This window comes from Scytonema hofmannii PCC 7110 (assembly GCF_000346485.2).
Classification (GTDB): Bacteria; Cyanobacteriota; Cyanobacteriia; order Cyanobacteriales; family Nostocaceae; genus Scytonema; species Scytonema hofmannii.
The window spans coordinates 11196489-11213215 of sequence record NZ_KQ976354.1; the positions used below are offsets into that span (position 1 = coordinate 11196489).

13 protein-coding genes are annotated in these 16727 nt (G+C 40.7%); 9 read left to right on the plus strand and 4 right to left on the minus strand.

Annotation, left to right across the window (positions count from 1 at the left end; all coding sequences use genetic code 11):
* Window positions 1-21 precede the first annotated feature (21 nt).
* The gene (locus WA1_RS47125; RefSeq protein WP_017745045.1) at window positions 22-1230 is read left to right on the plus strand and encodes a 4-hydroxy-3-methylbut-2-enyl diphosphate reductase; all 1209 of its coding nucleotides are present in this window, start codon (window positions 22-24) and stop codon (window positions 1228-1230) included.
* A 30-nt stretch (window positions 1231-1260) separates the two neighbouring features.
* Here WA1_RS47125 and WA1_RS47130 read toward each other — a convergent pair whose 3' ends face one another.
* Both WA1_RS47130 and WA1_RS57840 read right to left on the minus strand, forming a co-directional pair.
* Window positions 1261-1827, minus strand: coding sequence for a hypothetical protein (locus tag WA1_RS47130; RefSeq protein WP_017745046.1), 567 nt, complete (start codon window positions 1825-1827; stop codon window positions 1261-1263).
* A gap of 489 nt (window positions 1828-2316) precedes the next feature.
* Window positions 2317-2523, minus strand: a complete 207-nt coding sequence (locus tag WA1_RS57840; protein ID WP_158516784.1) for a hypothetical protein — start codon at window positions 2521-2523, stop codon at window positions 2317-2319.
* 475 nt (window positions 2524-2998) lie between these two features.
* Between WA1_RS57840 and WA1_RS47145 the strand changes: the two genes are divergently transcribed.
* Window positions 2999-3319: a hypothetical protein gene (locus WA1_RS47145; protein WP_017745050.1), complete on the plus strand. Its 321-nt coding sequence runs from the start codon at window positions 2999-3001 to the stop codon at window positions 3317-3319.
* Window positions 3320-3750: 431 nt separating this feature from the next.
* Window positions 3751-5631, plus strand: coding sequence for an iron uptake porin (locus tag WA1_RS47150; RefSeq protein WP_017745051.1), 1881 nt, complete (start codon window positions 3751-3753; stop codon window positions 5629-5631).
* 593 nt (window positions 5632-6224) lie between these two features.
* Here the strand turns inward: WA1_RS47150 and WA1_RS47155 are convergent.
* Window positions 6225-6434: a hypothetical protein gene (locus tag WA1_RS47155; protein WP_017745053.1), complete on the minus strand. Its 210-nt coding sequence runs from the start codon at window positions 6432-6434 to the stop codon at window positions 6225-6227.
* Between the two features lie 613 nt (window positions 6435-7047).
* Between WA1_RS47155 and WA1_RS47160 the strand changes: the two genes are divergently transcribed.
* Genes WA1_RS47160 through WA1_RS47170 form a run of 3 tightly spaced genes read left to right on the plus strand, consistent with a single transcriptional unit; the run spans window position 7048 to window position 10730 of the window.
* Complete coding sequence (locus WA1_RS47160) at window positions 7048-8142, plus strand: Gfo/Idh/MocA family oxidoreductase (protein ID WP_272819375.1); 1095 nt, start codon at window positions 7048-7050, stop codon at window positions 8140-8142.
* The gene (locus tag WA1_RS47165; RefSeq protein WP_017745055.1) at window positions 8120-9667 is read left to right on the plus strand and encodes a GMC oxidoreductase; all 1548 of its coding nucleotides are present in this window, start codon (window positions 8120-8122) and stop codon (window positions 9665-9667) included. Before WA1_RS47160 ends, WA1_RS47165 begins: the two co-directional genes overlap by 23 nt.
* A 22-nt stretch (window positions 9668-9689) precedes the next feature.
* A complete protein-coding gene (locus WA1_RS47170; protein ID WP_017745056.1) occupies window positions 9690-10730 on the plus strand; it encodes a methyltransferase in 1041 nt (346 codons plus the stop codon).
* A gap of 670 nt (window positions 10731-11400) precedes the next feature.
* On the opposite strand, the gene WA1_RS47175 is transcribed toward WA1_RS47170, so the two are convergent.
* A complete protein-coding gene (locus WA1_RS47175) occupies window positions 11401-11643 on the minus strand; it encodes a hypothetical protein (RefSeq protein ID WP_148662907.1) in 243 nt (80 codons plus the stop codon).
* 463 nt (window positions 11644-12106) lie between these two features.
* Between WA1_RS47175 and metK the strand changes: the two genes are divergently transcribed.
* The 3 genes from metK to WA1_RS47190 all read left to right on the plus strand — a co-directional run bounded on the left by metK (window position 12107) and on the right by WA1_RS47190 (window position 16633).
* Window positions 12107-13330 carry a methionine adenosyltransferase gene (metK, locus tag WA1_RS47180; RefSeq protein WP_017745058.1) on the plus strand — a complete coding sequence of 408 codons (1224 nt, stop codon included), beginning with the start codon at window positions 12107-12109 and terminating at the stop codon, window positions 13328-13330.
* A gap of 31 nt (window positions 13331-13361) precedes the next feature.
* Entirely contained in the window at window positions 13362-14327 is a 966-nt protein-coding gene (locus WA1_RS47185; RefSeq protein WP_017745059.1) for a methylenetetrahydrofolate reductase, read from the plus strand.
* Between the two features lie 611 nt (window positions 14328-14938).
* Window positions 14939-16633 carry a hypothetical protein gene (locus WA1_RS47190; RefSeq protein WP_017745060.1) on the plus strand — a complete coding sequence of 565 codons (1695 nt, stop codon included), beginning with the start codon at window positions 14939-14941 and terminating at the stop codon, window positions 16631-16633.
* Window positions 16634-16727: the final 94 nt, after the last annotated feature.

The window sequence follows — 16727 nt, forward strand, 5'->3', positions numbered from 1 at the left end:
AATATCAGGAATAAATACCAAATGGATACTAAAGCCTTCAAACGAGCGCTCAATAGTTCTGAACAGTACTATCGTAAGGGATTTGGACGAGAAACGGAAGTTGCGCCTGTCTTACAATCGGAGTATCAAAGCAATCTCATTCAACAACTCCGGGAAAACAACTTTACGCTGCAACGAGGTGAAGTCACAATCCGACTTGCAGAGGCGTTTGGTTTTTGTTGGGGTGTGGAACGAGCAGTTGCTATGGCATATGAAACTCGCCAGCATTTCCCTAGCGATCGGATTTGGATTACCAATGAAATTATTCACAATCCCTCGGTTAATTCCAATTTGCGGGATATGCAGGTAGAATTTATCCCTATGAAGGATAAGCAGAAGGATTTTTCTGTCGTCGGTAAAGGGGATGTTGTGATTTTGCCTGCCTTTGGTGCCAGCTTCCAAGAAATGCAGCTTCTTAACGAAAAAGGATGCACAATTGTAGATACAACTTGCCCCTGGGTTTCTAAAGTTTGGAATACGGTTGAGAAGCACAAAAAAGGCAATTACACCTCCATCATTCACGGTAAGTACAATCACGAAGAGACCATCGCTACGAGTTCATTTGCTAACAAGTACTTAGTGGTGCTAAATTTGGCAGAAGCTGAGTATGTCTGTAACTACATCCTCAAGGGTGGGAAACGAGATGAATTCATGGCTAAATTTCACAAAGCCTGTTCTGCGGGTTTCAATCCCGATACTGACCTAGAAAGAATCGGTATTGCCAACCAAACAACAATGCTCAAGGGTGAGACCGAGCAAATTGGCAAATTGTTTGAGCGCACGATGATGAGGAAGTACCGCCCAGGTCAACTGAATCAGCACTTCCTCAGCTTCAACACCATTTGCGATGCGACTCAAGAACGTCAGGATGCTATGTTCAAATTGGTGGATGAAAAACTCGACTTAATGATAGTAATTGGTGGTTTCAATTCTTCCAACACAACTCACCTGCAAGAAATTGCTATTGAGCAAGACATTCTTTCTTATCACATCGATAGTGCCGAGCGAATCGGACCTGGTAATCGTATTCAACACAAACCACTGCACCGGGATTTGGAAGTGGTTGAAAATTGGCTACCCCAAGGTTCAATTGCGATCGGAATTACTTCTGGAGCTTCAACACCAGATAAAGTTGTTGCTGATGTTTTAGAGAAAATTTTTGAGTTGAAGGCGGCTACTGTTGTGACTTAATATCACTAGCGATCGCCCCTATTTTGCTCCTCATTGACCTGACTGACCAGGTGGACGGAAGTAACTCACATTATCCAAGGCAAAGCGACCACCAGCATTGGAGAAGGTAATTGTGACAGTCTTGACCGCCGGACCACTGTAGTTGTAGCGTCCACCAACGAAAAAAGGATCGTTGGTCGTAGTGAGTTGGACTTCCTCACGGAGCAGACCTTCCCCTGGACGGTTAAGAGAGATAATTACCGACTGAGGGACGCCAAAAACGCTTTGCGCTACTCCAAATCCGAACTCTGTTGTAGGCTTGTCAAACGTAAGGTGAAGTACGCCGGACGCAGTGCCTTCAATGTTAGGGGGGTTAATATTGTTGGTGGCACCTGGTCCAAAAAATAAACCAGCAACACAGTCTGAGTTAGGCGAACCGCCAACGGTAAAAGAATACAAAACACCGTTCAAATTCAAGCCCTCACAGCTAACGGGCTGAACGTTGAACGTCTCAGTGACCACGTTCTGGTCACCCAGTACAGGGCTAGCAGCAATTCCTACCAAACAGAAACCGACCAGAGAGATCGACCAGCTGAGCGGTCTAAACAATAGTTTCATGGTGTTTATCCCTAATTATGAAAATAATCAGAGTGTAGTTGTTAACAAAGATTTCTCATGTATGACAGCCATTTAGTAAGAACTTAGGGTCTTTCAAGTTCTTATAAATATTTGCAATACAAAAACTCTCATCGAAAATTGAGTATAAAATTCAACTTCTTGAAAGTCAAGAGGAATTAAAAGCTTTTAATGTAATTCTCAATTTTCAAAAATGCATTTTGTAGCTAAAATTACCATGTTTTCAATTGAAATCAATTTTTAGAAAAAAAAATTTACAATTAGAAGAAATGTCAAGATTACTTTTACTTTTTTAACAAAAAAGGCTGAATTAGGATCGGATTTTCCATTCCCCAATGCCCAATGCCCAACGCCCAACGCCCTGTGACCAGACCCCTGTCCCCAGACCAGCAAGACCATCCATCCCAGTCACCAGATCCGGAACGCAAATACATATACATTTTTAATACAATGTCTGGTTAGAGCCAAAAATCAAAATAGGAACCAAAATAGGCGATCGCATACCTTTTCCCTCACTCGCCACTCCCTATGTTTCTTAAAAGCGTCCGACGGGCGGCGATCGCCATCCGTTACGAATGAAAGAAACAAGTAAAATCCTCTTACATAGCTGCCATCTGCCCTCTGCCATCTGCCTTGTTTCTTGAGAGTCTTATAACTCGTAATTAAGTATACAAGCACTAATACTTATATGAAAGAGTTCATAAATTTTTTTTAATAGAACGATCCCTTTAAATTTAAGAAAATTTTTGTACATTAAAAATAAGATGAACCGAGGATTTAGAGCGGACTCTTGGAACCGTATAGGGTGTTTGAGATGTAATACAAGCTCTGCACACAAGAAAAAGCGCGTCTTCAACCAGAAGGGTGCATCTTCAAATATGGAGAAAAACATAGTCGCGATGTTTGTACTTGCACGCCAGTTGCTTCTCTTACTAAGACGCTTGGCAAACAAGGAGGGCATTGCCGCTCAACGCGCTAACTGGGTCATACACACGAAACCGCTCGTTCTCAAATTTCAAGCTAAGGTACTCCTAGTTCACATTTATACAGCCTACGTTTGTGTATTTATAGACACAAATGCTTAAAGGCTATTTGTCGCTCAAACACTTTCTAACTCAACTTTTCTCGGCAATACTTAGGAGTATATTTACACATGACACAACTTGTACTTTCTCAGCAAAAGAACTCTCACGATCGGCAACCTCTGTGTCTCAAGAAGCCACTCGTCTATCTTGAAACATCCATATCTGAAGAGTTATCCAAAACTGAATTCGACAAACTCAGCAATGATTACTCTCTGAAAGCTGAGTTTGATATAGAACATATATCAAAGAAAGAATCAGAGAGACAGGCTTCAAGCGAAAACTCAATATTGCCAGCATTACATCTAGCTCGGGTTTCTGAAAGTGGCATAGCAGTGTCTCAACAACGGATATCTGGGTTTAGACGATGGAGTGCGCTGAGTGAGTACTAACATTGACTTAGTACAGAATTGCACAAGTTGATACTTGAGAGAATAACATCTCTTGTTCGTAGTTGCGCTTTAGCACTAAAGCGCAACTACAAACTAAAACGTTACGAATATAGTAGTCCTATTTGATAGGTAAAAATTATTAACCGCAAAGACGAGCCAGTGCGTTGGACGGGTTCCCCGGCTTGAAGCACCTGGCGTCGCAAAGAGCGCGAAGAAAAGAGAGAAGAGAGAATTTTACAAATGATTTAGCATTGCTATACATGAACATCTGTACTTGGGTTAATTTGAGTTCTGGTAGCAAGAAATACTATTAGTGAAATGTTTAGAATCTCCAAAAACTTTTGATGAGCCGTAGCTTTACTCATAATTATCTGTAGCTTTCAGAGCAATAAATCAAAGTTTAGTTGTTAATATTATAGATGTAATAATCAATGATTAAGATTGCAACTACCTGTAGGAGATTACTAAACCCTCCTGCAAATTTCTGGGTTTCTTTGTTAATTTCAAGTGCTGTAGTAAATTCTGTGTCTTTGCAGGCGCTTGCTAATGAAATTAATCAAGTTCAAGAGCCTTTAGTTATCCCTTCAACTACTACTTTAGAAGCAAATGTTGTTCAAAGATCCACTGAAGTGCCAATGAGTAGTGAAGTTCTTCCTGTGGCAAATCTCTTAAATGAAGAAAACGTTAATACTCATGACCCCATGTCGCAGGTCACGAATACGTCACAGTTGCAGGACATTTCTCCAGGAGATTGGGCTTATGAAGCACTGCTCTCACTTATCGATCGTTACGGCTGTATTCAAAAATACCCAGATGGCACTTATCGGGGTAATCGGGCAATCAGCCGTTATGAATTTGCTGCTGGTTTGAACGCTTGTTTGCAACAGATTGAGAAATTGATAGCCGTCAGTTCAACTGAGTTTGTGAGCAAAGAGGATTTAGCAACACTACAACGCTTGACTGATGAATTTAAGACGGAACTGACAACTCTGGACAAGCGGGTGGATCGATTGGAAGAGCAAGTCACCCTTCTTGATCGCCAACAATTCTCTACAACGACCAAGCTGTCTGGTCTAGCATGGTTTAATTTGACAGGAGCTTCGGCTGGTGGTAACGTTAAAGCAGAGACAACAGATCTTAGTGGCATTAATAACGATCTTGCACTGAGACGACCAGGTCGTGAGAACGGCAAGCCCGCTGTTCGGATTGTCAGAAATAATCCCAGTATCACTTTCAGTAACCTAGTATGGCTGACTCTAGACACGTCTTTTACTGGTAAAGACAGCTTGATAACTCAGTTGGCTGTGGGTAATGGCAACTCGCCAGCCAATGTTTTTGCTTCTGCTGGTCTTTACGACACATTTGGGACTCCGTTTTTTGACCAAAGTTCTGGGGTGCAAACTGGAGTTAACCAAGTTGTTTTGCGGGAATTAGCTTACAGATTTCCAGTTGGAAACAATATTCAGCTAGTCGTTGGTCTCCGAATTAATTGGAATCGCTACTTTGATGACAATGCTTTCACTTTCATCTTAACAGGTGCAAGTAGCTTCAATTCTGACGGCATTCCTATATTAAGCACTATTGACCGTGGTGCTGGAGCGGTTTTGATTTGGAACATCAATAAAAAGTTTCAGTTACATCTTAGCTATTTAGGTGAGAGTGATGAATATTTGCCTGGTGGCTTGTTTAACTCTGCATCTAACCCACAGCAAGGTTTGTTCAATGGTACCAATGTGATTTCAAGTGAGTTGACTTTCTCTCCCAGTGAAAACATTAACTTACGGTTTATCTACAATCGTTCTAATATTCAGCAAATTAATGGATTCATTGGCGGTCCCATTGGTGAACCTATTTATGGCTTTGCTGATGACGGTTTTGGCGGTCCATTGCGTAATGCTACAGCTGATATTTTTGGCTTTAACTTTGACTGGCGAGTGACACCGGGCTTTGGTGTTTTCGGACGCTATGCCTATGGCAGTACACATCTGACTCCTGTTGATTCAACCAAACCCAAAGGTGATGTTAATGCCCAATCGTTTCAGCTAGGAGTGGCATTTCCTGACTTAGGGAAGCAGGGAGCACTAGCTACCATATCTTACTTGATACCGTTCTCGGTTCTGGATGGTCGTAAGTTTTTGGTCTCTGGTGGTGGTGATGGAGGTGTTCAGTATGAATTTGAAATGACTTATTTTTATCCACTGACTAATAATATTGCAATTGTCCCAGCCTTTTACCTAATTGGAAATGTCAATAACTTTAGCGATAACCCTAACATTTATGTAGGTAACATAAGGGTGCAGTTTAGTTTTTAGCAAGGGACAGTAGTATCAAAGATAAATTATCAACTTATACAGCATTTTTCAGGTAAATGAAGTACATCGGTAGGGGCGCAATGCCTTGCGCCCTTACAACAATCTGTACCTCACTTAGTTGCAACCTGCTGTAGCTGTTTGCAATTGCTTGGCTCACCGGAATGCATCTTTTAGAGCCAGGATGAGCAAGATGCCCATCCCACGAAAATTTGATGAATTTGTGGGGTGGGCGTCCCGCCTGCTCTTAGAACTGGTGCATTCCGGTGAGCCTTTCATATCATGACCTACTCAGGTCTCAATACTGCTCGGTTAATGATAATTGAGGTGTCAGAACCCCGGTTTCTTTAAGAAACCGGGGTTCTAATTTGCGCTTATCCAAGTAGTATTGACTCAGGTCTTATACCATTTCACGTTAATAGTAATACTCAAGAATCTTGTATTTACCGTAAATTTACAGTAAATACAGGTCTGTATTTGTATCAAGAGTTTTATGAAACGGTCTTGCGTCCACTGACGACGAAACCAGGCAAATAAGCAGCAAAAGACTGTCCAGCTTTATCTGCTGTTTCTAAGTGGTTCCACCACTCTTGCAACTAATGAATAAAACGTTTGCCTCCGCCACCAGCCATTGGCACTTTAGAAAATCCCTGACAGGCAGCTTTTATGAATTCATCGGGAGCAATGTCTTTAATAATTTCGCTAAGCTTCTTTTCATCGTATACCGAATGCATTGTTTGCCATTTATAGTCAAGAAAATCTTTTTCAGAAACTTCTGCAAACTTAAGAGTGCTCCTTGAACCCATCCTTGTCTGTTTGAGTAAGCTTCACCGCAAATGTAGACGTTAGCATTTTCGACTGGGTGTCGCATCTGCTTCAACCCAGATCCTACGCGCCCAAGAATCCCCACCTACCTTGTACGTATGGTAGGGGTCTTCTAGGCGCGACTTGATAAACAAAGATTATTTTTTATTTCAATAAAAACTTAATCAGAAGCGTGTAATCCATACAGAGCAATCATTTTTCAACATTCAGACTATATAAGTAAGCATACTTGTATGGTCTCGTTCATAACTAATTCTTAAAAGATCTGTCGGTTGGAATTTAAATAACTCTTTGTAATTTGAAATAGAACCAACCAAGGTTAGATAATTTGAAAGCATCCCCAGTATATGCACTACGCTCTTATCAAACTTTGTAAAGACAGCACATTTGGGATGCTCCCGATAATTTGGATTTGAAGTTTAAAACTCATTGTGGAGAAAAAAGAGGAAAAATATAAAGTTAAAAGACCATATGAACCTGCACAGCTGTAAACCAATTGTAACGATTGATGCTCCTGCAGGTGCTGGTAAATCAACAGTAACCTTTTCAAGGTAAAAGTCGCTGATTTAACAAATTTTTGAAACAATTGAGACCATGGGTATACCGAAAATTACGTGTGTCAGAGTGGGATACGGTCATGTTGCTCAAATACATGAAAGGAAAATGCAGGAATGCGGTGTGAAAACTGTTGCTATTGTTGAAGTGGATAAACAAAAGCAATTGCAGGCACAAGGAAACGGCTTCACTGTATTTAGTTCTTGCTTGGAAGCAGCAAAACTCAATCCCACTTTTTGGGATATTTGTGTTAGTACTAATCAGCACTTTAAACTCATTCAGAATATATTAACGATTGTACCGCAAGCCAATATTTTCGTTGAAAAGCCTGTCTGTCTCTTCTCTGAAATTCCTGCCATAAGGAAACTTTTATTAAATTTTAAGGGAAAAATAACGGTCAATGAGAATTATGCATCTTCAACGATCAAAGATATAATGCGAAAAATTGCTTTGAATGATTTAGAAATCAATATTCAAAGGGTAGTTGTGGAATTTACCAAAAATCGAACATTAAATTTTGCTAGTGGTCGATTTATTGATGACGAATTAGGAGCACTTGGTTACGAAGGCTCTCACATGGTAGCGCTAGTTTCCGAATTCCTTGAAGAATATGTTCCCTACTGTATGCTGGAAACTCAGTTTAACGACTTTGTTTTCAAGGCTTCTCAACTTCGTCTAGATAATCAAGGTAGTGCCTACATTCATTACAAATCAACCTCTGGGGTAGGAGTGGAATTATACACTTCGATGATGGGTCATGTAAAATATAAATACCCATTATTTTTTACTGAGGATATACCAGTACAAGATTTAGATTCTAAATATAGAATCATTGCTTTATATGGCAGTAATTGTCAAAAGGATGATTATTGTATTGTCGGATTTTTAGAACCAATAAAATGTTTTAATCGGTGTTATGGAGCAGTTTATGTAACCAAAAACAGTAAAATTGAAAGTATCATTGCTCCGATTTTGGATGATACAATGCTGTGGCATTTTAAAAAGACCTTGAGATATTTTCAAGGTGAGGCAGAAAATCCCTATCCTGTTGAAAAGGGAATCAAAGTTGTTGAAATTTTACATTCTTTGAGCGAAAACAAAGGAAGAGTTCATGCCACAAGTGAATCATTTTGATGTGATTATCATTGGCACGGGTGCTGGTGGTGGAACGCTTGCTTACACTTTGGCTCCTTCAGGCAAGCGCATATTATTGTTAGAGCGAGGTGGATACTTACCACGTGAGAAAGACAATTGGGATACCCGCGCTGTTTTTATCGAAAAGAAGTATAAATCCCAAGAAACTTGGTACGATGAGAACGGTGAAGCACATCGTGCGCCCATTCACTACTGCGTTGGTGGTAACACCAAGTTTTACGGATCGGCCTTAATGCGCTTTCGTTCCTCAGATTTTGACAAAGTTGTACATTACGACGGTATTTCCCCAGCTTGGCCACTCAGCTATGAGGACTTTGAGCCTTATTATACCCAAGCTGAGTTTCTCTATCACGTACACGGACAACGCGGTATCGATCCTACGGAACCACCTGCAACTGCTCCTTACCGCTATCCAATGGTCAAGCATGAACCCCGAATTCAGCAACTGTTTGATGACTTTTGCAAGCTTGGTTATCAACCCTTTCCTTTACCGTTGGGAATCATGCTTGACGAAACAAACCCACAAAACAGTCATTGTATTCGTTGCAATACTTGTGGTGGCTATCCCTGTTTGTTAGAAGCAAAAGCGGATGCTCACACTGTTGGCGTACAATCAGCACTTCAATATCCAAATGTCAAGCTGATCGCTCATGCTTTAGTCAAGCGTTTGGAAACCAGTGCTTCTGGTCGCGAAATTACAAAGGTTTTAGTCGAATGTAATGGTGTTTTTGAAGAGTACTCTGCTGATATCGTAGTCGTTGCCTGTGGTGCGATTAACTCAGCTGCATTGTTATTGCGATCGGCAAACGATAAACATCCCAATGGTTTAGCTAACGGTTCGGGTGTTGTAGGTCGGCACTATATGCGCCATACCAATTCCTCTTATATTGCAATTTCTCACGAACCTAATCCCACAGTCTTCCAAAAAACTTTTGGACTTAATGACTTTTACTTTGGAACTGAGGATTGGAAATACCCTATGGGCAATATCCAGCTCCTCGGTAAATCAACTCCAGAGTTACTCCAAGCTGAATTGCTACCTTCAGTACCAGGAATGAGTGTGGAAACCATTGCTAAACACGGTATCGATTTTTGTGTTATCTCAGAAGATTTACCAGATCCAGATAACCGAATCACTCTTAATAGTAATGGAGAAATTATCCTTAATTACACTAGCAATAACTTAACAGGGCATAAACATCTCATCAACAAGTTTGAGGGAATGTTGAGCCAAATAAGTTGCGAAGATTATTTACTGTCCTCTTCATTGTACGTTGGTAAAAAGGTCTCTGTTGCAGGTATCAATCACCAATGCGGTACAATCCGCTTCGGACGCGATCCTGAAACTTCAGCCCTTGACATCAATTGTAAAGCACACGAGTTAGATAATCTTTATGTGGTTGATGGCAGCTTTTTTGTTTCTAGTGCGGCGGTTAATCCAGCACTAACTATCATTGCTAACGCATTACGTGTTGGAGACCATTTAAAAGAACGACTGAGATAAGAAATATACCACTTATATCATTATGGTTGCCCAAGAAGATAGACCAACATCCCTTTCCAACAGCATACCATCCTTGGAAATGCTTCACTTAATCACTAGCTACCGCGTAACTCAAACGATTCACGTTGCTGCCAAGCTAGGAATAGCAGATTTACTAAAAAATGGACCCAAACGGAGTGAAGAACTCGCCGCAGAAACTGCTACCAATGCTCCGGCTCTCTACCGAGTGCTACGTGCTCTTGCCAGTATTGGAGTTTTCAGAGAAGTTGAGTATGACCTGTTCGATCTCACTCCCTTAGGGGAATCGCTACGGAGCGATGTTCTAGGTTCCATGCGGGCTTGGGCGATGATGGTCGGCGGAGAGCATCACTGGGAACCTTGGGGACACTTACTTCACTCCGTCCAAACAGGTCAACCAGCATTTGAGCACGTTTTTGGTATGGGACCGTTTGAATACTACAACCAAAAGCCGGAAGCTGGTCAGATTTTTCAGCAAGCCTTGAGCGGTCTTACCCAAATTATTAATTCCCAAATTCTTGCTAATTATGACTTCTCATCGATTCAGAAAATCGTTGATGTTGGCGGTGGAAAAGGCAGCTTAATTGCAGCATTGTTGCAGGCAAACCCAGGAATACAGGGAGTGCTTTTTGACCAACCCGCAGTGATTGAACAAGCGGTTGCACTTCTCGTAGATAAAGGTGTCCATAACAGGTGTGAGCTGATTGCAGGAAATTTCTTTGCTTCAATCCCGAAAGGTGGAGATGCCTATATCCTCAAACATATTATTCACGATTGGGATGATGAGCAGTCAATTACAATTCTGAAAAATTGCCATACAGCTGTGGCGGATAATGGCAAACTGCTGGTTGTTGAAATGGTCATTCCTCATGGGAACACGCCTTTCTATGGCAAATTTCTTGATATCGAAATGCTAGTTGGATATTCAGGTAAAGAACGTACTGCTGATGAATATCAAGACTTATTTGCCAAAGCTGGTTTTAGGTTAACGCAGATTTTTCCTACGGAAGCTTTGGTAAGCCTTATTGAAGGAGTTCGTGCCTAATTGATTTTCATTCAATAAATAAGTAAGTCGGCGCAATAATTATCACTGGCTCGTAGTTGTGCTGTCTTCGCGCTTAGCGCAACTACGAGCCAAATACAGGGACTTTACTTTTCGTTACATAGTTTGGTTTTTTCTCACCGACTTGCTTAGGGATGCCAATAACTTTAGCGATCGCCCTAACATTTATGTAGATAATATAAAGGCGCAGTTTAGTTTTTAGCTGTACTAGCCTATTCGTATTTTAATGAACTACAAGTAGATCGCCTACCAGAAGCCTATGCCTACACACTTAATGGAGCGCAGCAACAGCAACAGCAACAGTAACAACAGAGATCTCGTCGTTACCTCCACAGCGCGATGTTGAATTCTGGAACGATAATGGGTATTTTGTCGAGTCATAAGCTAAAAGTCAAAGTTAAAGTCACTTTCAAAAAAAGAAGTAATTACTTCTTTTTTTGTACTAGATGATGTGGAACTAGGCAAAGAAGAATTCGTAGATGTTCGCCAACAAAGTCACAAAATCCGCAACTTGCTTTTTTGTCCAAAGTCCAAAATAATTCAAAGGAGTAGTGTTGGGCGCAACACACCCAACACAAGTGTAATAATGAAACCTTCCTAGCAATCTTTCTTCTATTAGCGTTGTGTAGATGATGCGCTTAAATGCATCATTTTAGAATGCTCCCAACCCAAGAATGCTTAAAATTCCTAAAAGTCCTTGGGGAGGTGCTGGTTCAACTGGCTCAGGTGGTTCAACTTGTTGAACTTCTCCGTCAATTATCACTATTGGTTGGGTAGGAGGAGGGGGAGTTAACCCTAAAAGTCTGAGTAAACCACCACAAACTTGTTGTAACTCTTGGTTAGAGATTTCCAAAATTTCAGGCTCAGGAATATCCTGAATAAGGACTCTGTTCATAGATTTGTCCATTGTGATACCTTGTGAGTAGATTTATTTTAAATTTCAACGCCCACTAGAATGTTTGCCTATAAACAGTTTTTTCAGCAAGAGTTTTGGACATTTTAAACGGACATTAATCAAGGCATTTTTTCTTGATTGCTACTCATGAAGCGTAAATTAGAACCCCGGTTTCTATAAAAAACCGGGGTTCTGACACCTCAATTATCGTCTCCCTTGCAGTAATGCAAGTTAAGCTATACAAATCCCTTGAGTTGTATAGAGAATTTAATAACTAAATCTTTCATAAAACTAATCTTTTGATTTAAACAAATTTCGATAAATTAAATTTAAGAGAAACGTAGATTTACAGCAAATTTCATGGATGTCAAAAGCAAATAACTCGTTCTTATTTGCATCTTGGCATGAAGACAAAAAATGCAATACAAAAAATCAATTTGCAAGAGTAAGGTAGGAAACAAAAATGACTAGACACTTATTTACATCCGAATCTGTGACTGAAGGGCATCCTGACAAAATTTGCGATCAAATTTCCGATACTATTTTGGATACTCATCTTTCTCAAGACCCTAAAAGTCGAGTCGCAGCGGAGGTGGTCGTCAACACTGGTTTGGTATTAGTAACAGGTGAAATTACCTCAAAGTCTAAAGTGGACTATGCCAAGCTGGTGCGACAAAAAATTGCGGAGATTGGTTATACCGAAGCCAATAACGGTTTTTCCGCTAATAGCTGTGCAATTTTGGTAGCCCTTGACGAACAGTCGGCAGACATTGCACAGGGAGTCAACGCCGCTCAAGAATGCCGAGAACAAGGCAGTCAAGATGATTGGGATGCTATTGGATCTGGCGATCAAGGTATCATGTTTGGCTACGCTTGTCAAGAAACACCTGAATTGATGCCACTCCCAATTAGTTTAGCTCATCGATTGGCTCGTCAGCTGGCGATCGCTCGTAAAACTGGCAAATTACCCTACCTGCGCCCTGATGGTAAAACTCAGGTCACCGTGGTTTACGAGAACGGTCAACCTGTAGGAATTGATACGATTTTAATTTCCACTCAGCATACAGAAGAAATTAGTCAAGCTGAAATCTACCAAGACTTATGGCCAGTAGTAGTAGAGCCATCCTTTGCTGAGATAAATATTAAACCATCCGAGTATACCCGCTTTTTAGTCAACCCCACAGGTCAATTTATCATCGGAGGTCCTCAAGGAGATTCTGGACTGACTGGTCGCAAAATCATCGTGGATACCTATGGCGGGTATTCTCGTCATGGGGGCGGCGCGTTTTCTGGTAAAGACCCTACCAAGGTAGACCGCACAGCAGCTTATGCTTGTCGCTATATAGCTAAAAATATTGTGGCGGCTGGTTTAGCTGACAAATGTGAAGTACAGCTGAGCTATGCTATCGGGGTTGCTAAGCCCGTGAGTATTTTTGTAGAAACTTTTGGCACTGGTAAGCTACCTCAAGCAGATTTGCTGGCTTTAATCGAGCAAAACTTTGAACTGCGACCCGCAGGTTTGATTCATACCTTCAACTTGCAATTCTTACCTCACGAGCGAAGTGGGCGCTTTTATCAAGATGTCGCTGCATATGGTCACTTTGGGCGCACAGACTTGGATCTACCTTGGGAACGTTTGGATAAAGTTGCTGTGTTAAGGGAAGCGATCGCGGTAGCAGCGATCTAGAGATATTGTCGTTATCTAAGGAGCCACCATGATGATTCAGCAGTCTATCGAATTTGGTAAAGACAGTCAACGACGTAGCTTTCAAACAGCAGTCCAAACAGGTGAATTTCTGATTACAGCAGAGGTGGCTCCTCCAAAAGGAGGCGATCCGTCTCACATGGTGCAAATGGCATTAGCACTAAAGAATCGGGTTCACGCAGTTAACATCACTGACGGGAGTCGAGCAGTTCTGCGATTGTGTCCGTTGGCTGCTTCAGTCATTTTGCTACAGCATGGGATAGAACCTATTTGTCAGATGGCGTGTCGCGATCGCAATCGCATTGCACTCCAGTCCGATCTTATGGGGGCTAACGCTCTTGGTATTCACAATATTTTAGCTCTTACAGGCGATCCAGTGAAAGCAGGAGATCATGCCGAGGCTCGTAGTGTATTTGATGTGGAATCTGTCCGGCTTTTACAGATTATTGAAAAGCTTAATCGCGGTTTTGATAGCAACGAGCGACCATTAACTGATAGTGCAACTCAGTTATTTCCGGGAGCAGCCGTCGATCCGCAACTACCTAATTGGTCTAGTTTGCAACGACGTTTCGAGCATAAGATAGCAGCAGGAGCACAGTTTTTTCAAAGCCAGTTGATTGTTGATTTTAATCGGTTAGAGAAGTTTATGAGCCAAATAGCAGTTAACTATGGCAAGCCAATTTTGGCTGGGATTTTTTTGCTAAAATCTGCCAAAAATGCTCAATTCATTAATCGCTGTGTTCCGGGTGTGAATATACCTCAAGCAACCATTGAAAGATTAGAACGTGCTTCTAATCCACTGCTTGAAGGAATGATAATTGCCGCAGAACAAATTCAGCTAGCCCGTCAACTCTGTCAAGGTGTGCATTTGATGGCTGTTAAACGCGAAGATCTGATACCTCAGATTCTTGATATGGCTGAAATCTTACCTCTAAATCAACCTGTGCTTGCTCAACCAGCAGTCACCACAAAAGTATGAATTGTGGCAGATAAATGGGTTATTTTCCAAATTGGCTTACTCACCATTTCAATACTACTTGGATAAGCGTAAATTAGAACTACTAAGAATCAATTAGAACCCCAGTTTTTTAAAGAAACCGGGGTTCTAATATCTCAATCATCATTAATAATATTGTTTGCTATTTTAAGAAAAAATCATTATTGATATCATTGTATAAAAAGAAATTATATTATGCAATTAGATAATTCAAAATATTTAATAAAAATATAGGAATCCTAAATGATTTATGAAAAACTTGAAGTACCGTAGGGTGGGCATTGCCCACCGCAAGCTTTAGTTGGTGGGCAATGCCCACCCTACGTGTAGTTCAAAAATCAAATAGGATTGCTATATATAAATTATTCTCAAACTATACAAGTTAACTTACTTATATAGAGTCAAACATAATCAAGTTTTAATAAAATTAGTCTCTTGGATTTAATAAACATTTCATAAAATATAAATAGGATGAATTTGTAAATTTTTCATATTTAAAATAATGTAAGTATTAAATATATATTTATATTTTTTTTGCAATAGCAGGATCAAAATTGTTGGGCAATTAGACTAGGATAAAAGGAAAAACAAGTATGTTATATTCACACAATCAACTTGTTCTTGGAGAGTTTAATACCGGAATTAAAGACATAACCAAAGGAACTCTACAGCTTCCACTAGCTAAAGCATCTATAGAGACCGCTGAGCGTGCTTTAGTTCTAAAACCAAAAGACATGGCGCTAGCTTTGTTAGTAGAGATAGCAGCCGATGATGAGAGGTGGGGAGGTGGTGAAATAACGGCTTCTGCTTACAATACTGCTTGGGTTGCAATGGTACGCGACCCACACAACCCGCAACAACTTGCTTTTCCAGATTCGTTCAACTGGCTTCTGAAACATCAAGCATTAGATGGTAGCTGGGGTAGTTCTTTTCCTTACACTATAGTACCGACGTTAGCCTCACTTCTAGCTTTAATGAAAGCTCCTGAGCAAAGTCATCAGATTCATCATGCTGCTTTATGGGCAAAAGCTTACTTGTGCGATGCGCTACGCCAATGGTCACTTAAAAAATCCGAAAGTATTGACTTTGAAGTTTTAGTACCCAATCTCCTTCAAGAACTAGAGAAGCTAGGAGTCGTATTTGAGTTTTCTGGAAAAGAGGAACTGTTGCTAGTGTATGTCGAAAAGTTATTAATTGACGCACCAAAACTAATTTACAACGGTCAATCCAGCTTAATTTCTTCCCTAGAAGCTTTTGGTTCGTCTCTCGATTTCAAGCGTTTAAAACAGCAACAAGGGAAGAACGGTAATTATGGCAATTCACCTGCGGCTACAGCAGCTGTCTTGATTTATAATCCTGAATGGGATACGGCGGCTGCTCAATGGTTAACCCATTTATCCGGTTGTGCTTTCGATGATAGGCCAGGTGCTATGCCTACTGCATATCCAATTGATACCTTTGAGAGAGCTTGGGTTTTGTACAATTTATCTCAAGGTGGCTTTAATCTCAACAAAGAGTTTCCTCAACCGCTTCTACAGAAACTGGTGAGATGTCTGCAATATTACCTGATTTTGCAAACAGAAAGCTGTAGTCAATCTTTGGAAAAGGTACTCACTCACTCAGATAATATTGGGATGGTTTTGGTAGCCCTTCACAAAATTGGGGTAAATGTTTCTGTAGATTGCTTGTTGCACTTTGAGCATCTCAACGCTTGCACTTGCGATCGGCAAAATCAGGAAATTTCAGTAAGTGCTAACGCTCACTCACTAGCTGCATTATTAAGCCTTCCTTCCTATGTATCGAATAATCTGACTACTAGTATTAAAAAAGCAGTTGATTTGTTGTACTGTGTTAGAAACGATGGAGGGTTTTGGGAAGACAAAAAAAACCTTAGTCCTTTTTATCCTACAGCTCGCGCTGTTATGGCTCTTACCGAACATCCCGATATCTTAGTGAGAAATAAGTTGCAACCAACTATTGAATGGGTTTTACAAACTCAGTCAAGAAGTGATGGTGGTTGGGGTTATGGTACAAGCTCAACATTAGAAGAAACGGCTTACGCTCTTCAAATTCTACAATCTGTTCCAGACTTGATAGAATTATCAGATTATCGAGCCTATAAAAGGGCAATTCATAGAGGGGTAGGTTATTTATGGCAGCACCTTGATGAGTTTTCCCCTAACTACGGTATGGGACTGCCCAAATTATGGGTATGCAAAGAATTATATATTCCTATACGAGTTGTTTTTTCAGCAGTAGTGGCTGTGTTACATCGATTTGGTATTTAGCAACTAGAGCACCACAGGCGGAGATTACCCACAAAGAGGAAATGAAAATAATTGTTTTCCAATGCCCAATGCCCAATGCCCTATTTTCAAAATA

What these genes read in the sequence shown, in the direction of transcription:
- WA1_RS47150 (WP_017745051.1), top strand. Translation starts at nt 3,751, where the DNA reads ATGATTAAGATTGCAACTACCTGTAGGAGATTACTAAACCCTCCTGCA.
- WA1_RS47145 (WP_017745050.1), top strand. Translation starts at nt 2,999, where the DNA reads ATGACACAACTTGTACTTTCTCAGCAAAAGAACTCTCACGATCGGCAA.
- WA1_RS47125 (WP_017745045.1), top strand. Translation starts at nt 22, where the DNA reads ATGGATACTAAAGCCTTCAAACGAGCGCTCAATAGTTCTGAACAGTAC.
- metK (WP_017745058.1), top strand. Translation starts at nt 12,107, where the DNA reads ATGACTAGACACTTATTTACATCCGAATCTGTGACTGAAGGGCATCCT.
- WA1_RS47185 (WP_017745059.1), top strand. Translation starts at nt 13,362, where the DNA reads ATGATTCAGCAGTCTATCGAATTTGGTAAAGACAGTCAACGACGTAGC.
- WA1_RS47190 (WP_017745060.1), top strand. Translation starts at nt 14,939, where the DNA reads ATGTTATATTCACACAATCAACTTGTTCTTGGAGAGTTTAATACCGGA.
- WA1_RS47130 (WP_017745046.1), bottom strand. Translation starts at nt 1,827, where the DNA reads ATGAAACTATTGTTTAGACCGCTCAGCTGGTCGATCTCTCTGGTCGGT.
- WA1_RS47155 (WP_017745053.1), bottom strand. Translation starts at nt 6,434, where the DNA reads ATGGGTTCAAGGAGCACTCTTAAGTTTGCAGAAGTTTCTGAAAAAGAT.
- WA1_RS47165 (WP_017745055.1), top strand. Translation starts at nt 8,120, where the DNA reads ATGCCACAAGTGAATCATTTTGATGTGATTATCATTGGCACGGGTGCT.
- WA1_RS47170 (WP_017745056.1), top strand. Translation starts at nt 9,690, where the DNA reads ATGGTTGCCCAAGAAGATAGACCAACATCCCTTTCCAACAGCATACCA.
- WA1_RS47160 (WP_272819375.1), top strand. Translation starts at nt 7,048, where the DNA reads ATGGGTATACCGAAAATTACGTGTGTCAGAGTGGGATACGGTCATGTT.
- WA1_RS47175 (WP_148662907.1), bottom strand. Translation starts at nt 11,643, where the DNA reads ATGAACAGAGTCCTTATTCAGGATATTCCTGAGCCTGAAATTTTGGAA.